The sequence below is a fragment of the Flavobacterium antarcticum DSM 19726 genome, from assembly GCF_000419685.1.
Lineage (GTDB): Bacteria > Bacteroidota > Bacteroidia > Flavobacteriales > Flavobacteriaceae > Flavobacterium > Flavobacterium antarcticum.
The window spans coordinates 42,219-58,701 of sequence record NZ_ATTM01000006.1; the positions used below are offsets into that span (position 1 = coordinate 42,219).

17 protein-coding genes and 1 other RNA gene are annotated in these 16,483 nt (G+C 33.7%); 9 read left to right on the forward strand and 9 right to left on the reverse strand.

From position 1 onward, the window contains the following. Positions 1–98 precede the first annotated feature (98 nt). Genes YWA_RS0111140 through YWA_RS0111150 form a run of 3 tightly spaced genes read left to right on the forward strand, consistent with a single transcriptional unit; the run spans position 99 to position 3,810 of the window. On the forward strand, positions 99–1,697 hold the full coding sequence (locus YWA_RS0111140; protein ID WP_157505340.1) for a hypothetical protein: 1,599 nt from the start codon (positions 99–101) through the stop codon (positions 1,695–1,697). Between the two features lie 42 nt (positions 1,698–1,739). Beyond that, positions 1,740–3,110: a sensor histidine kinase gene (locus tag YWA_RS0111145; RefSeq protein WP_022828589.1), complete on the forward strand. Its 1,371-nt coding sequence runs from the start codon at positions 1,740–1,742 to the stop codon at positions 3,108–3,110. 1 nt (position 3,111) lies between these two features. Continuing rightward, positions 3,112–3,810, forward strand: a complete 699-nt coding sequence (locus YWA_RS0111150; protein ID WP_022828590.1) for a response regulator transcription factor — start codon at positions 3,112–3,114, stop codon at positions 3,808–3,810. A 178-nt stretch (positions 3,811–3,988) separates the two neighbouring features. Here the strand turns inward: YWA_RS0111150 and rnpB are convergent. Beyond that, an RNA gene (rnpB, locus tag YWA_RS15435) (RNase P RNA component class A) lies at positions 3,989–4,326 on the reverse strand. 296 nt (positions 4,327–4,622) lie between these two features. Between rnpB and YWA_RS0111155 the strand changes: the two genes are divergently transcribed. From YWA_RS0111155 to YWA_RS0111175, 5 genes are all read left to right on the forward strand, one after another. Continuing rightward, positions 4,623–4,943 carry a hypothetical protein gene (locus YWA_RS0111155; RefSeq protein ID WP_022828591.1) on the forward strand — a complete coding sequence of 107 codons (321 nt, stop codon included), beginning with the start codon at positions 4,623–4,625 and terminating at the stop codon, positions 4,941–4,943. 6 nt (positions 4,944–4,949) lie between these two features. Further along, positions 4,950–6,026: a DNA topoisomerase IB gene (locus YWA_RS0111160; RefSeq protein ID WP_022828592.1), complete on the forward strand. Its 1,077-nt coding sequence runs from the start codon at positions 4,950–4,952 to the stop codon at positions 6,024–6,026. 60 nt (positions 6,027–6,086) lie between these two features. After that, positions 6,087–7,013 carry a glycerophosphodiester phosphodiesterase family protein gene (locus tag YWA_RS14985; RefSeq protein ID WP_022828593.1) on the forward strand — a complete coding sequence of 309 codons (927 nt, stop codon included), beginning with the start codon at positions 6,087–6,089 and terminating at the stop codon, positions 7,011–7,013. A 144-nt stretch (positions 7,014–7,157) separates the two neighbouring features. Further along, on the forward strand, positions 7,158–8,243 hold the full coding sequence (gene dnaX, locus YWA_RS0111170) for a DNA polymerase III subunit gamma/tau (protein WP_022828594.1): 1,086 nt from the start codon (positions 7,158–7,160) through the stop codon (positions 8,241–8,243). A 119-nt stretch (positions 8,244–8,362) separates the two neighbouring features. After that, the gene (locus tag YWA_RS0111175) at positions 8,363–8,875 is read left to right on the forward strand and encodes a hypothetical protein (RefSeq protein ID WP_022828595.1); all 513 of its coding nucleotides are present in this window, start codon (positions 8,363–8,365) and stop codon (positions 8,873–8,875) included. Here YWA_RS0111175 and YWA_RS0111180 read toward each other — a convergent pair. The 8 genes from YWA_RS0111180 to pyrR form a co-directional block, all read right to left on the reverse strand. Continuing rightward, positions 8,872–9,762, reverse strand: a complete 891-nt coding sequence (locus tag YWA_RS0111180; RefSeq protein ID WP_022828596.1) for a Ppx/GppA phosphatase family protein — start codon at positions 9,760–9,762, stop codon at positions 8,872–8,874. The two genes, YWA_RS0111175 and YWA_RS0111180, sit on opposite strands and share 4 nt — an antisense overlap. Before the next feature lie 21 nt (positions 9,763–9,783). Next, complete coding sequence (gene ppk1 / locus YWA_RS0111185) at positions 9,784–11,895, reverse strand: polyphosphate kinase 1 (protein WP_022828597.1); 2,112 nt, start codon at positions 11,893–11,895, stop codon at positions 9,784–9,786. A gap of 1 nt (position 11,896) precedes the next feature. After that, a complete protein-coding gene (locus YWA_RS0111190) occupies positions 11,897–12,382 on the reverse strand; it encodes a SixA phosphatase family protein (protein WP_022828598.1) in 486 nt (161 codons plus the stop codon). Between the two features lie 86 nt (positions 12,383–12,468). Next, the gene (pdxH, locus tag YWA_RS0111195; RefSeq protein WP_022828599.1) at positions 12,469–13,110 is read right to left on the reverse strand and encodes a pyridoxamine 5'-phosphate oxidase; all 642 of its coding nucleotides are present in this window, start codon (positions 13,108–13,110) and stop codon (positions 12,469–12,471) included. Positions 13,111–13,162: 52 nt separating this feature from the next. After that, a complete protein-coding gene (locus YWA_RS0111200) occupies positions 13,163–14,071 on the reverse strand; it encodes a ribonuclease Z (protein WP_022828600.1) in 909 nt (302 codons plus the stop codon). Between the two features lie 27 nt (positions 14,072–14,098). Then, positions 14,099–14,431 (reverse strand): hypothetical protein, encoded by a 333-nt coding sequence (locus tag YWA_RS0111205; RefSeq protein WP_022828601.1) that lies wholly within the window; start codon positions 14,429–14,431, stop codon positions 14,099–14,101. A gap of 50 nt (positions 14,432–14,481) precedes the next feature. Then, entirely contained in the window at positions 14,482–15,408 is a 927-nt protein-coding gene (locus tag YWA_RS0111210; protein ID WP_022828602.1) for an aspartate carbamoyltransferase catalytic subunit, read from the reverse strand. A 45-nt stretch (positions 15,409–15,453) separates the two neighbouring features. Continuing rightward, complete coding sequence (gene pyrR, locus YWA_RS0111215) at positions 15,454–15,993, reverse strand: bifunctional pyr operon transcriptional regulator/uracil phosphoribosyltransferase PyrR (protein WP_022828603.1); 540 nt, start codon at positions 15,991–15,993, stop codon at positions 15,454–15,456. A 232-nt stretch (positions 15,994–16,225) separates the two neighbouring features. Here pyrR and YWA_RS15770 point away from each other — a divergent pair, with 232 nt between their 5' ends. Further along, the gene (locus YWA_RS15770; RefSeq protein ID WP_022828604.1) at positions 16,226–16,396 is read left to right on the forward strand and encodes a hypothetical protein; all 171 of its coding nucleotides are present in this window, start codon (positions 16,226–16,228) and stop codon (positions 16,394–16,396) included. Positions 16,397–16,483 lie beyond the last annotated feature (87 nt).

A 16,483-nucleotide genomic window follows, 5' to 3' on the forward strand; every position in this document is an offset into this window, starting at 1 on the left:
TCGTAGGTTAATGCAGGGTTAATGTGTGATTTATGGGTGAAAAGATGTATTTTTGAAGAGCAGTAATTGATTACAAAGTTTAAAAGTCAACTTTCGAAATGAAGAAAATAATTTTAGTAATCCTTTTTCTTTTTAGCCCTTCGCTATCAATATTCGCTCAACAATTTGAGATTAGTATTGATACCATGCATTTAGATTTGAAAGATATTTGCAGACCTGCTTCTAGAGTAAGCTTGACTCACGCCGTTAAATTTAACAATCAATTATATTGCTTTTTTGAGGAGCGGGGAATTTATTCATTTAAAGTAAAAAGTAAATATCTTTTACAAATCTCTGATACAGGTAAAATTTTAAATAGTATAGAAATTCCTGAAGAAATTCAAAAAGCAAATTATTTTGATTTTTTTGTTAGAAATGAAAGCTTGTTTCTAAAAAATTACATGGATAATGAAAGTTTCTCTTTTGACAAAGAAAAATTGAAATGGGAAAAGATTAAGGGAGTTGACGACGAAGTTTTTGACGACGAAAATTTCAAAGTCTTTTACCTTGACTTTGGAGAGTTTGGAGAATCTACTTGGTTTATTGATAAAAAAACAAAAAAAGAATATGTAATTGGCACAAATGGTAGAACTATAAACTATTACAACAATAGATATATTTTAACAAGCGGTGGGAAAATTACAGAAATTTTAAATGCTAAAAAACTATTGCAATGTAAACCAGAACAACAATATGAAGTGATGAAAGGCGAAAAAAACCTTGCGAGTATTTCACATTCATTAATCGGTTCAAAAGAAATTTATTCAGACTCAAAGTATAATTCTTTTTCTTTTGAAAAACCTATACAAGAAATTCATACTTCATTTGTTGTTGACACAGAATTGTATCAAATATATTCAGATAGCATTTCAATTTACGTAGGACAAATTAAAAATGCAAAACTTGTTCCAACTCACAAACTAAATAAAAAATATCACCTATTTAATTCATCTCATTCATACAGAGGTAACAATATTGAAAACGATTACCGACTTTTAAAATTTGAGGAAAATGAAAACACCTATGGCGTTATTCAGATAAAAGGGTACAAAATAGATGTTAAATATTTCATGCACAATATAGATTCTTTAAAGTATTTGGGAACGGATAATTTCAAAAAAATAATATCTGTGGTTAAAAGTAACATTAAGCAATTAAGTATAAATCAAGTTGAAGAAACTGAAAATAGAATTGGTGGTACCGATATGAAAACTGATAGAGTTAACACCTCTCATAATGGATATTATCCAAAGGCATTAATTCTACAGAACATAAAAACAAAAGAATATATTAAAATTGAGTCATCTTTAATTGCTCAAAAAACAGAATATTTATATACAACTTCTGATAAAAATGTAAAGTCGATATTTATTGAGTGGTCTCCCACACAATTAACTAAAGAGCCACAAATATTTGACTTTTTAAACGAAGATGATGAAGAAAAAAACACAGCTTTCGCTAAAAAACAAGATGAATTAATTGAAATTATTACGAATATTTTAAATTTGACACCTGTAATAAAAAAGAAAGACGATACTAGTTTAGAAATGATGTGGAAAATTAAAAATGGTATTGAAATCAAACTATATGGAAGTAAAAAATTTGAAAAGAATCAGGAAATCAGAATGATAATTAATTTACCCCTAAATTCGAAATAAGGAAATTTATAAAAATTCTCTATTTAAAATGCCTCACCTATTATGCGAAAAAAAATCAATTTACTTATTATCGGTTCGTCGGCTGTTTTAGTTGGCTTGATTGTGATGCAATATTTCTTGGTCAAAACGGCTTATGAATTTAAGGTAGAGCAATTTCGACTGGAAGTGAAAGAAAAAATTGCTAAAATCACCAATGATTACAGTGATATTGATTCGACTTTATTTGTCAAAAAGGATTTGTATTACAAGCAGGTTGCGGAAGATTATCTGCTAAATCCGGAACGAAAAGAACGCATCAAGCAATCGATTTTACAGAATAGTTTCAAACGAGAATTAACGGCAAAACTCCAACGCCAATTTGAAAAAGAAATCCCTGATTTGGAAATGGATTTTGCCATCGTCTTGGATAAATTTGTTTTGTACAATAACACCGAAACCGATACTATTTTTGCGGAAAAACCTTTAATTTCCAATAAATTATACGGTGATTTGGTTTCATTGGACAATGCGTTTTTGGTTCGAAATTATGTGGGAACTACAAGCGGGATTTTACATCCAAATGTGGAAAATTCCACTTATCAATTATTGACCGAAGATACTTTATATGTTTCCATAAAAAACTGGGAATTAATTGTTTTGAAAAGAATGACAGGCATTTTTTTATTGGCGGTTTGTTCTATTTTAGTATTGATTACATTGTTTATAATTGCATTGAAATCATTAATTCAGCAGAAAAAAATTAGTGATATTAAAACGGATTTCATTAATAATATTACCCACGAATTAAAAACGCCTTTGGCAACTTTATCGGTTTCGACTAAATTATTGAGTCGGCCTCAAATTGCAGAAAACCCGGAACATTTCAATGGACTTTTGGACACGATTAATCGACAAAATAATCGTTTGCAACACTTGATTGACCAAGTAATGACAAATGCTTTAGGTCATAATGATATTGATTTACACAAAGAAAAAACGGCAATGCCTGATTTTCTGCACATCATTATTTCTGACTTTCAGATTGCTTTTCCAAATGTTTCAATTGACACAAATTTCAACGCAACAAAAACAACTTTAAATCTCGACCGTTTTCACTTGACTACTGCAATTACTAATGTTTTAGAAAATGCGGTAAAATACGGTTGTCAAAATATTGTAGTTTCAAGTGAGGTTAGAAATAATGAATTTTGCCTAACAATTCAAGACGACGGAATTGGGATTTCGAAGAAAAATCAAGCGTTGTTATTTGATAAATTCTATCGTGTGGAACAAGGAAATATTCATACTACAAAAGGTTTGGGACTTGGTTTATATTATGTAGAGCAGATTGTAAAAGCCCACAAAGGCACGATTCAGATTGTTAGTGATTTAGGAAAAGGAGCAACTTTCAACTTAAATATTCCTTCCGTTTAAGATGAAAAAAATCCTTTTAGCCGAAGACGACGCTGACTTTGCGAAAGTTTTGAAGCAATATTTGGAACTCTTTGACTTTGAAGTACATTGGGTTCAAGATGGTGAACAAGCATTTTCTGCATTTCAAAATAGTGATTTTCAATGTTGCATTTTGGATGTAATGATGCCAAAAATGGATGGTTTTTCGTTAGCCGAAAAAATTGTCAATTACAATCCGGAAGTTCCGTTTCTGTTTTTGACTGCAAAAAAATTAAAGGAAGATAAAATTAGAGGTTTAAAACTAGGAGCTGATGATTATATTGTGAAACCTTTTGAAGCAGATGAATTGGTTTTGCGCATTCAAAATATTTTGAAACGAAGCGAAAAAACGAGTTCGATAAAACTTCCAAATACTGAAATCCAAATTGGAAAATTTCTTTTTGACACACAAAGATTGCAGTTGAAAAATTCAAATTCAATTCAGCAACTGACCGAAAAAGAAGCTGCACTTCTGCTCTTTTTGTTTGAACATAAAAACCAATTGTTAAAACGAGAAGTTATTTTAAAAGCGATTTGGGATACAGATGATTTCTTTTCTGGGAGAAGTATGGATGTTTTTATCAGTCGGTTAAGGAAATACTTTAAGGAAGATTCTAGTATTTCGATTGAAAGTAAGCGGAATTTGGGGTTGGAGTTTAGAGTTTTGATTTATGATTTATGATTTATGAGTTGTAGGTTCTAAACTGCGACTGAAAACTGATATTCATCGTCGGGATTAACGCGTGAGGAATAGCAATGGAGCTCTTTATTGTGTCGTCTTTTGGGACGAGACAATAAAAGCGGGAATGTATAGCCCGACCCTTGTGGTCATGCCCAAAAAAATACATTGATTTAAAAAGAAAAAAAGCAGACCTGTAAGCCGGATTCTGTAAACATTGAATAAATTCAGTGTCTCCTTATCATTTATCTAGGCTCGCAATTACTCACGAGCTCCATCTTTCTACCCTTCAGCAACGGGCGAGTAACCCTTAAATGCTGATATACTTGAAATTTCACCGCATAGAGTTTACCTGGTTTCACTACAGCATTACCTGTACATACTTTCTGTTGCACTTGTCCTAATCTCGTTCGAAAACGAGACCGACGGATGTTATCCGCTATGCTACTCTTTGGTGTCCGGACTTTCCTACTCGTTTTGTTCCTAAAAACGAGACGAGTCGATAAGGCGGTCTGCGGTGCAAAATTACAACAATATTATTAGAATGTGGAAGATAAAATTGAGTAGTGAAAAGTTTGATTTTTTTAAAAATTTATGTTTTTAGGGAAGTTTTTTAATTTTAAAAAAAATAGATTTTTTTAGGAATTTTCAGGAAGTGTGAGATTCGTGGCTTTGAAGATGCTTTAAGAATAGATTCCTGCCTTCGCAGGAATTTGTGTTGGCGAATGTTATAACTCGCAAATTAAATTGTGTAAAGCAATTCGTGTACTTTAAAAGTAATTTTAGAGAACTAATAATTACTAAATACAACTATTATGGAACGTCAAATGTATCATTACGCAACAGTCTCAAAAGCACTTGAAGAATTGGCTGAAAAAGGATATAGCGTAGATTATAATTTACAAGAAGACAAGATTATCAACAGTCCGCAAGATTTCACGATTGAAGAAATTTATCGGTATGAAGGTGAAACCGATCCAGGAGACGAGGCTACGGTTTATGGAATCAAATCTTCTGCAGGAGAAAAAGGAACGTTCGTAGCAGGTTTATCAATAGATGCTGAAAAGAGTGCTACTATGGTTTTGAATGAGTTGTTCATTAAAGGCCGTCAAGAATACAACGAACGTAACTCTTAATTTACGATGCAGCATCTTCAAAATAGGTTAGAAAAAATTGGTAGTGACACTAAAATTACTGCTAAAGCCGTTGGTTTGCGCTATGCAGGATTTTCTGAAAAAGGTTTTTATCGTTTTAAAAAAGGTAAGAATTTTATCTTTAAGGATGAAAATGGCGCTGTCATAAAAGACGCAGAAGTAATCGAACGCGTAAATAAATTAGTGATTCCACCGGCTTGGGAAAATGTTTGGATTTCTCCTTATGCAAATGGACATTTACAGGTTATTGGCACGGATGCAAAAGGCAGAAAACAATACCGATACCACGAAAATTGGAATAAAATTCGAAATCAATCTAAATTTTATCGCTTGCGGAATTTTGCAAAAGCATTACCAAAAATCAGAAAGCAAGTCGATAAAGACTTAAACAGACGCGGACTTCCTTATGAAAAGGTAGTTGCTTTAGTGGTGAAATTAATTGAAAATACGAACATTAGAATTGGAAATGAAGCCTATAAAAAATTATACGGTTCGTTTGGATTGACCACACTTCGCGACAAACACGTCAAATTTCAAGGAAGTGAAGTGACCTTTACTTTTAAAGGTAAAAAAGGCGTTCATCATCAGATTGCTTTGAAAGACAGAAAGTTGATGAATCTTGTAAAAAAGTGTAAGGAAGTTCCTGGACAAGAATTATTTCAGTTTTATGACGATGATGGAAAACACCATTCGATTGGTTCGAGTGATGTGAATGGCTATTTGCAAGAAATAACAAAACAAGATTTTACTGCAAAAGATTTTCGGGTCTGGTCGGGAAGTGTTCATGCACTTTGCAACTTTTTAGAAGATGAAGCTCCTGAAAATCCAACCCAATGTAAAAAGAAAGTTATTGAAGTTTTGGATAAAGTGGCACAGAAACTTGGTAACACAAGAGCCGTTTGCAAGAAATACTATGTGCATCCCACTGTTTTAGCTGCTGCTGAAAAAGGTTCTATTTGGTTGTACAAAGATACAAAAACAGTAAAACACAGAAATTTAAATCCTGAGGAAAAAGTATTGATGCATTTGTTGGAGAATGAGAAGATTGCCGCAGTCTTGGGTTAATTTCATTTAGTTTCTGTCGCTACTTATTTTTATTTCACTTTATTTGCAAAAAAATTTGCTATGAAGTTCGTTATTAAAATTTGTTGTTTTTTATTGATTACTCAGTTTTTAAGCTGTGGAGTTACTACTCATAAAAGTTACTACATTTCATTTCCAAAGGCGAAGGAGTTTCATGAATTTACAAGATTTTCTGCTGAAAGTTATCCTTTAGTGAGTGCCCATCGAGGCGGTCCAATCAAAGGATTCCCTGAAAATTCGACGGCTACTTTTGCCAATACTATAACCTATATTCCAGCAATTATTGAAACAGATATTGCTTTAAGCCAAGATTCCGTTTTGGTAATGATGCATGATAATACTTTAGACCGAACAACGACAGGAACTGGAAAAATTGGCGATTACACGTATAAAGAACTTCAAAAACTTTTTCTAAAAGACACAGAAGGAAATGTTACTCCATACAAAATCGAAACTTTAGACGAGGTTTTGCAATGGGGAAACGATAAAGTCATCTACACTTTAGATGTGAAACGTGGTGTTCCGATGAAGATGATTGTGGATGCCGTTAGACGAAATAAAGCGGAGCGAAATTCAATTATCATTACTTACAATGCCAATCAAGCTGCCGAAGTTGCAAGACTTGCTCCTGATTTTTTGATTTCTGTTTCGGCACGTGGAAAAGAAGACGTGGAACGTATGGAAAAACTGGGCGTCAAAGTAGATAAAATGGTTGCATTTGTGGGTACTTCTGAACCTAAAAAAGAAACGTACCTTTATCTTCAGAGTAGGAATATTCCATCCATTTTAGGAACGATGGGAAATATTGATAAAAGTGCTGCTGCAAACGGTGATGTACTTTATTACAAGTTAATAGAAAATGGAGCGAATATACTTTCATCAGACCGACACGTGGAAGCGGGAAAGGAATTGGAAAAATATGTGAAGGATAAAGGGATTGAATCAAAGTACATCAAACATTTAAAATAGTTTGAAATTAAAATAACTTAATAAATTAGGCATTAAAAACTCAGGTTTATACGTTACTTCAAATGTTTTTTCTGTGAATAACTTACTTCCATAAATTTCAGAATCCCCATTTTATAAACTATATTTGCTATCGAAAATATTTCTATGGAAGAATTTGTAGTATCGGCTCGTAAATACCGTCCTCAAACATTTAAAGATGTTGTGGGACAACAAGCTATTACCAATACTTTATTGAATGCTATAGAAACCAACCACTTGGCTTCCGCACTTTTGTTTACGGGACCTCGAGGTGTTGGAAAAACAACTTGTGCTCGAATCTTAGCACGAAAAATCAACCAACCCGGTTACGACGATCCAACAGAAGAATTTGCTTTTAATGTCTTTGAATTAGATGCAGCTTCGAATAATTCTGTGGATGATATTCGGAATTTGATCGATCAAGTTCGTATTCCTCCACAAACGGGACAGTATAAAGTTTACGTTATTGATGAGGTACACATGCTGTCTTCCGCGGCTTTTAATGCGTTTTTAAAAACATTAGAAGAACCACCAAAACACGCTATTTTTATTTTAGCTACTACGGAAAAGCACAAAATTATTCCTACAATTTTATCGCGTTGCCAAATTTTTGATTTCAAGCGAATTACCGTTAAAGATGCGAAAGAGCATTTAATGGAAGTAGCCAAAAGTCAAGGAATTGAATACGAAGACGATGCTTTGCACATTATTGCTCAAAAAGCGGATGGTGCAATGCGTGATGCTTTATCTATTTTTGACCGAGTAGTTTCGTACTGTGGAAAAAACTTGACACGTCAAGCGGTTACCGAAAACTTGAATGTTTTGGATTACGAAACGTACATTCAAGTCACCGATTTAATTTTAGAAAATGACATTCCTGAAGTTTTGATTTCTTTCAACGAAATTCTTTCAAAAGGATTTGATGGACATCATTTCATCGCCGGATTGGCTTCCCATTTTAGAGATTTATTGGTTTCGAAAACACCCGCGACATTAAAACTTTTAGAAGTAGGAGAACAAGCACAGAAAAGTTATTCAGTTCAATCTTTAAAAGCCTCACAAGAGTTTTTATTACAAGGAATTGACTTGGCGAACAATTGCGATTTGAAATACAAAACGAGTCAGAATCAGCGTTTGCTGGTAGAACTTTGTTTGATGCAACTTTCCTCTATCACTTTTGATGGAGAAAAAAAAAAGTTGACGGGTATATAATTCCACCTTCTCATTTCTTTAGTCGGGTTTTAGACATTGACGTTGAAGTTCCTGAAATCATTCAAGTTGAAACTCCAAAAGAAGAAGTAAAAGTTGAGGCTAAGATAGTTTCAAACGAAATGGTCGCTGAACCAAAACCTATTCCTTCACAAGTTGAAAACATTCCGCAACAACCCAAAGTTTCTGCTTTATCTTTGTCAAGTATTCGGGCGAAACGTGAACTAGAACGTAACAAAAGTCAGCTAGAAAAACAGCATGTAGATTTACCAACTGAAGCATTTTCAGAAACAGATATGTTACTGATTTGGACTAATTTTGCAGAAAAAAAAGGGCAGAAAGGTCAAAAAATTATTGAAGCATTGCTGTTAATAAGCGACCCCAAATTAGATGGAACGACCATAATTCATGAATTACCAAATGAAGGTTCAAAAATTGAATTTGAAGCTGTAAAATACGAATTAACAGGTGCTCTACGTGGAAAATTACACAACCACGATATTTCAATTGAAGTCATTGTAAATGAAGACATCAGTTCTAAAAGAGCGTTCACACCACAAGACCGCTACAACCGTTTAAACGAAATCAATCCAAATTTAGAAGTTCTACGAAAATTATTTGATTTGGAAATTTAGATTTTGCCGTAGTACATCGCTTTGATAATTCCGTCAGAAAGCCCAATCTTTGGAACGTAAATATTTCGAGCACCACTCCATTTCATCGCATTCAAATAAATTTTCACAGCTGGAATAATAACATCGGCTCTATCTGCATTTAAACCCAATTCAGAAATTCTTTGTTCATACGTCATTGCATTCAAACTTGCGTATTGCGAATTCACATACATATAAGAAAGTGGTTTTTCCTGTAATTTTCCCGACATTTTAAACAACTTATTGATGTTTCCTCCCGAACCAATTAATGTCACTTGGTCGTACTCTTGCGTATTGGTGCGAATCCATTTTTCGATTTCTTGCCAAACAATATCATTTACCATATTATTCAGCAAACGAACCGTTCCCGCTTTAAATGATTTTGAAGCTACCATTTTTCCGTCGCTAAACAACGAAAATTCTGTACTTCCACCACCAACGTCGACATATAAATAGGTTTCTTCTGTTTTTAGTAAATATTTCAAGTCGGTAGAAGCGATAATAGCAGCTTCTTTTTTACCATCGATAATGTCAATTTTAATGTCGGCTTTTTTCTTAATCAAATCAACTACTTCTTTACCATTATACGCTTCACGCATGGCAGAAGTCGCACAAGCCATATATTTTTCAACGCGATGTACTTTCATTAAAAGTTTGAAGGCTTTCATCGCATCGACCATTCTTTCGATATTTTCTTCACTGATTTCGCCAACGGTAAAGGCATCTTGACCTAAACGAATAGGCACTCGAACCAACGAACTCTTACTGAATTGCGTTACTTTTCCTTTTTCTTCAACAATATTTGAAATCAGCAAACGCATCGCATTGGAACCAATATCAATTGCAGCATATTTTTTAATGGTCAACATAAATCAGTGAATGGTTTAAATTTATAGTTTTTCAGTAATAACTTCTAGGTTATTTCGGTAATAATTATACGTTTCTAATTGTGCTCTAAAAATAGGTTTACTTCCTCGAATGCGGTATTTATTATCTAAATTTTCGGAGTGAATCCGTGCCTTTACATTTCCTTTCCATCCAATATCAAAATTATCAATCAGTTCTTTTTTGATCGCATCGTCGTAAATGGGACAAGTCACTTCCACTCGACTGTCCAAATTTCGATTCATAAAATCTGCCGATGAAATATAAACTTCAGGATCGCCGTCATTGGCAAAAATATACACTCTAGAATGTTCTAAATATTTATCCACAATACTAATGGCTTCAATATTTTCGCTCATTCCTTTCACACCTGGAATTATACTGCAAATTCCTCGTACTTGCAGTTGAATTTTCACTCCTGCCCGACTTGCGTCGTACAATTTGTCAATCATTTTAAAATCAGACAAACTGTTCATTTTCAATTTCATATAAGCCTGCTTACCTAAATGAGCATTCATTATCTCCTTATCAATCAATCGATTGAAACGCGTTCTTGTGTAATGAGGCGACACAATTAAGTGTTTGTAACGATGTAAACGATAATTCACATCAAAGAAATCAAAGATTTTAGAAACGTCTTTTAAAATTTGTTGATGACTGGTAAAAAGAGTCACATCAGTATACACTTTTGCTGTTGATTCATTGAAATTTCCCGTAGAAATAATTCCATATCGGTATATTTTACCTTCTTCCATTCGCTCAATCATGCAAATCTTACTGTGCACTTTCAAACCTTTTATTCCGAAAATAAGTTCAATACCTTCCATCTGCATTTGTTCGGCATAATAAATATTACTTGCTTCATCAAAACGCGCTTGCAATTCAATTTGCACTGTTACTTTCTTGCCGTTCTTTGCAGCGTTGATAAGGGAACTTATGATTTGAGAATTTTTCGCTAATCGGTATAATGTGATTTTTATTGCAGTTACTTTAGGATCTAAAGCGGCTTCACGCAAAAATTTAACGATGTAGGAAAACGACTGGTAAGGTGCGTTAACCAAGTAATCTTTGATTTTTATTTTCTCCAAAATACTGCCTTCCAAACTTAAGCCTTCAACGGGTAATGGCGGATTATTTTGATACAATAAATCAAAGCGACCGAGATTTGGGAAATCCATATAATCCCGACGGTTGTGGTATCTTCCACCAGGAATGATGCTATCTGTGGAATCAATATGCATCTTCGTTAAGAAAAATTTCAAGGTGTCTTTTCCAATAGATTGGTCATACACAAAACGAACAGGTTCACCAATTCTTCGGTCTTTTACACTTGTGGCAATCTTTTCAAGCATACTCTTGCTCAAATCACTGTCGATTTCAAGTTGGGCATCACGTGTAATTTTAATCATGTGTGCTTCAATTTTTTCATATTCAAATATGTTGAAAATATGATTCAAATTGTACCGAATGACGTCGTCTAAGAGGATAATGTATTGTTTGCCATCGTTTTTAGGCAATTCGACAAAACGGTTAATTGTTTTAGGAATTTCAATTATGGCGTAACGAATTTCCGCTTTTGGCGCTTTTACCATACTCAATATTGAAGACGGTTTTTCCTTTGGTTTCATAACTAATTTGATAGCCAAATAACCTGAGGTATCTTTCAAAATAGGAAATTCTGCTAAATCATTTAAGATAATGGTTACCAAAGCCGGACTGACTTTTTGAATATAAAAGTCTTTCACGAAATTTTGCTGTTCAGGGCTAATTTCCTTTTCATTAATAATGAAAACATTTTCTTTCTCGAGCTCTTTTTCGATATTGCTTAAAATACGCAAACTTTCGGACTGTTGTTGAATTACAATTTGTGTGATTTCTTTCAAAAGTTTTTCGGCAGAAATTCCGCCCAAAATCTTTTCACCAGAAACACCGGATAAACTCAAACGTCTGATTGCAGCAAATCGGACTCTAAAAAATTCATCTAAATTATTAGAAAAAATTCCTAAGAACCGCAACCTATCCAACAAAGGAACCGACGAATCACCTGCTTCTTGTAGCACTCTTGCATTAAATGATAACCAACTTTTTTCTCTATCAATATACCTATTCTCTGTCATTTCACTTTAAATCTCTTGGAAAAACTACTTTTTTAGTATGTCCTTTACCAATGTTTTCCCATGAATCGGTATCAAAATCAATTGATACAAATCCTGATGTGGAAACATTTTCAATAAAGGTATCCCCAAATTTATTAACAAAATCAGTTATCGCACCATTGTGTCCAAAAACTATAACACAATCATAACTATTATTGCAACTTTTGATCACTTTAGTCAATTCACTTTCGTCAAAAGTGTACAGTTCATCTTTGAAAATTATACTTTCTAATGGATAAGTCATGTTTTGTAAAAAAATAGTAGCTGTGTCTTGGGCACGTTTTGCAGTACTACTCCAAATAATGCTTTTTTTAGGTAAAAAAGCGGCAATATGTGAAGAAACCAGATGAGCATCTGCAACACCTTTGCTTGACAAGGACCGTTTTTTGTCTGTAGAAGGTGAATCCCAATTTGATTTGGCGTGACGTATTAAAATCAGATTTTTCATTGTTTTCTAGTCTTAAAAAATTGCTGTGAAACCTAAATTTAGTGATAAATTCAAAACAAAAAACAAAAAAATTAACAACTTTTAAATTAAGGTGATAATCGGTCTATTTTCCAATTGTAATCTTCCTGAATTTCGTATCGAATTCGGTCGTGTAGTCGATTGGGTCTGCCTTGCCAAAATTCAACTGAAAGGGGTTTCACAATAAATCCACCCCAATAATCGGGTCGTGGAATTTCTTTTCCTTCGTATTGAAGTTCTAATTTATTCAGCCGTTCTTCTAGAAGTTCTCTAGATTCAATTACTTCACTTTGATGCGAAACAATCGCTCCTAACTTACTTCCATCTGGCCGACTTTCAAAATAACCATCTGAAAGATTTGGTGCAATTTTTTCTGCAATACCTTTAATAATAACTTGACGTTCGTGTGCCTGCCAAAAGAACGACAAACAAATATGCGGATTAGTTTGAATCGCTTTTCCTTTTTCAGATTCATAATTCGTATAGAAAACAAAACCATCTTCGTTGAAACGTTTCAGCAAAACCACTCTTGCTTTTGGAAATCCATCTAATCCAATGGTTGAAACAGTCATTGCATTGGTTTCGGTGTCGGAACTTTCATCCACTTCATGAAACCATTTTTGAAACAGTGCCATCGGGTCTTCCGGCACGTTTTCCTCAATGAGTTCTCCTTTTACATAGGATTTTCGGTAATCACTTAAATCTTCCATATTGCTTAATTTTGTTACTTCAAAACCCTAAATTTTCATTGAAATTACCGATTTATTCAAAATCAAAAAACTTTCCATCGTCTGCCAATAAAACATTTTCAAAAATCGTCTTTGCTTCTTCTCGAAACAATTCAATAGATGGATATCTAGTCGAAAAATGTCCCAAAACCAATTGTCCTACATTCGCTTTCAATGCAATTTTCGCTGCTTGTTTCGCCGTGCAATGCATCGTTTTCCCTGATAAATGTTCTTCAGAATCTAGAAAAGTGGATTCATGATACAAAACATCAACGTCCTTTATGAAATGGACAATGCTTTCATCGTAAACAGTATCGGAACAAAACGCGTAACTTTTGGGCGGTAACGCATCAAAAGATAATTTTTCGTTTGGAATAACTCTGCCGTCGTCTAAAGTAATGTCCTTTCCGTTTTTTATATTTTGAAAATAACACGTATCAATTTCATATTCTTGAACGGCATTAATATCTAGTTTTCGTTCGCCTACTTTTTCTTGGAATAAAAAACCATTCGTATAAACACGATGTTTTAAAGGAATAGTGGAAACAATCACTTTATCGTCTTCAAAAATCACTTCACTTTCTGTGGAAGTTAATTCATGGAAAATTAATTTATAACTCGTCCATGAATTCGATAACCGCAACTGCAAATTAATAATTTGTTTAATTCCTTTTGGACCATAAATATGTAAATCATTCACACGAGCGAGCGACATAAATGTGGAAACCAAACCGATTAATCCATAGCAATGGTCGCCGTGCAAATGCGAAATGAATATCTGATTGATTTTAGAAAACTTGATTTTATTTTTACGCAACTGTACTTGAGTTCCTTCACCACAATCAATTAGAAACAACCGATTTTGCATTTCTAAAACTTGTGAAGTAGGATTTGTAAGTGTACGTGGCGTTGCCGCATAGCAGCCTAATACGGTTAAATTCAATGTGTATTTTTTAGTAAAATTATAATTTTAGAAACCCAAGTCGCGTTCAATTTCCTCCATTTCGATAATATCGTGTGCTTCTAATAAAGAGGGAACAGCAGTGAAATTATCGGGTAAGGCATTAAAATCAGTCGCAGAAACAACCATCACGAACGATTTTTTATTTCTTTTATGGTCGGTTGAAAGTGGATGAAAAAAAAGCAAATGTTTGACTTCAATCGCACCATAATGTGATAAATCAACAATTAAATTCTGTTCTTTGAAATTACCAATTTCATACGTTAATTTGGAAATAAATTCACCCAAATCATCCTTATTATCCTTGATTATTGTAGTATGACCTTTAACTGTTACTTTCATCTTTTGCAAAAATTTTTAATAAAATAAATGAAATCTAAATGTACTGCTTTTTATTTTATTTTTGAAGCCAAAAGATAAATTACCGCCATTCTTACGGCAACTCCATTTTCAACTTGGTTCAAAATTACCGATTGTTGCGAATCAGCTACGTCAGATGAAATTTCAACACCGCGATTAATTGGTCCCGGGTGCATGATGACAATTTCCTTACTCAACGAATCTAAAAGCGCTTTATCCACGCCATATTGTTGTGCATATTCTCGAGTTGAAGGAAAATAATTGATTTCCATTCGCTCATTTTGAACGCGTAACATATTCGCCACGTCACACCATTCTAGTGCTTTGCGTAAATTTGGTTCAACGGTCACTCCTAAAGACTCAATGTACTTTGGAATCAAGGTTTTTGGTCCGCAAACTTTCACTTCGGCACCTTGCATTTGGAGTGCATAAATATTAGAAAGCGCCACTCGTGAATGTAAAATGTCGCCAACAATAACTACTTTTTTGCCACCAACTTCTCCCAACTTTTCTCGAATAGAATAACTGTCCAATAAGCCTTGAGTTGGGTGTTCGTGAGCGCCATCTCCAGCGTTGATAATACTTGCCTTTACATTTTGAGATAAAAAATAAGCTGAACCGGGGTGTGAATGACGCATGACAACCATATCCACTTTCATGGCAAGAATATTATTCACCGTATCAATTAAGGTTTCGCCTTTTTTAACAGAAGATTGTGCTGCTGAAAAACTAATCACATCAGCCGAAAGCCGTTTTTGGGCTAATTCGAAAGACAATTTGGTTCTTGTACTGTTTTCAAAAAAGATATTTGCAATGGTAATATCCCTTAGCGAAGGCACTTTTTTAATTGGACGATTGATGACTTCTTTAAAATGATCTGCAGTTTCAAAAATCAGGTCGATATCATTCTTATTGATGTATTTGATTCCTAATAAATGATTTACGCTTAATTCTTTCATTTTTATTATCGGTTGAATTGTAATTTCAAATTTATTTTAATTCGCTTAATTGGTCACCAAATAAACGCCGTCTTCCGTTTCGTGTTCTTGCCAAGAAACAATAACTTTCTGGTTGTTTATCGCATCTACTTGACGACCTCTATAATCAGGTTGAATAGGCAAATGTCGACTGAAACGTCTGTCAATCAAGACTAATAATTCAATTTCGGCAGGACGACCAAACGATTGAATGGCTGTCAATGCGGAACGAATACTTCTTCCGGTATATAAAACGTCGTCAATGAAAATCACGTTTTTTCCCTCGACTAAAAAGTCAATTTTTGTCTGATTGGCTTCTAAAGGTTTATCAGTTCGACGGAAATCGTCTCTAAAGAAAGTGATGTCTAAATAACCTAAAGCGACGTCTTTAATTTGGTAATCACTTTCCAATAACGTTTTTAAACGTTCGGCTAAGAAAGTACCTCTAGGTTGGATTCCAATCAAAATCGTATTTGAAAAATCAAGGTGTTTTTCGATCAATTGACAGGCCAAACGATGCAGAATAATTGCGATTTCCTTTGAAGTAAGCAATATTTTTTGACTCATAATGCTGTGGTGTTTGGTGTGTAAAAGTAAACTTTTTTTTAGAGTTGGTAAACCTCTAACCGAAGAATCTGAAACTTTATCGTAAAATGTTGTAATAATTAAGAGAATCAAAAAGCAGAAATTTGAAGTATTGTTTGTTATTGCAGATTTTCAGAGAATAACTTCCTGCTTTTCCTACAGTTTTCACCACAAACAAATTTATAAAACACCAAATTAACTAAAAACAGCAATTATGAAAAAGTATATCACTCGAATCAGCCTCTTCCTATTAATGTTAATCAGTTTACAAAGTTGTGAAGTCATTGGCGGAATTTTCAAACTTGGAATGGGTGTTGGAATTTTTATCGTAATTGCAATTATAGCGGTAATCATTTTCATCTTCGCAAAATTGACAAAAAAGTAAGCAGCATTATTTAAAGATTTTGCCACGAATTGCAAGAATGGACCCTAATATAAAATTTTAAATTTCACGAATTAATTAAATATAATT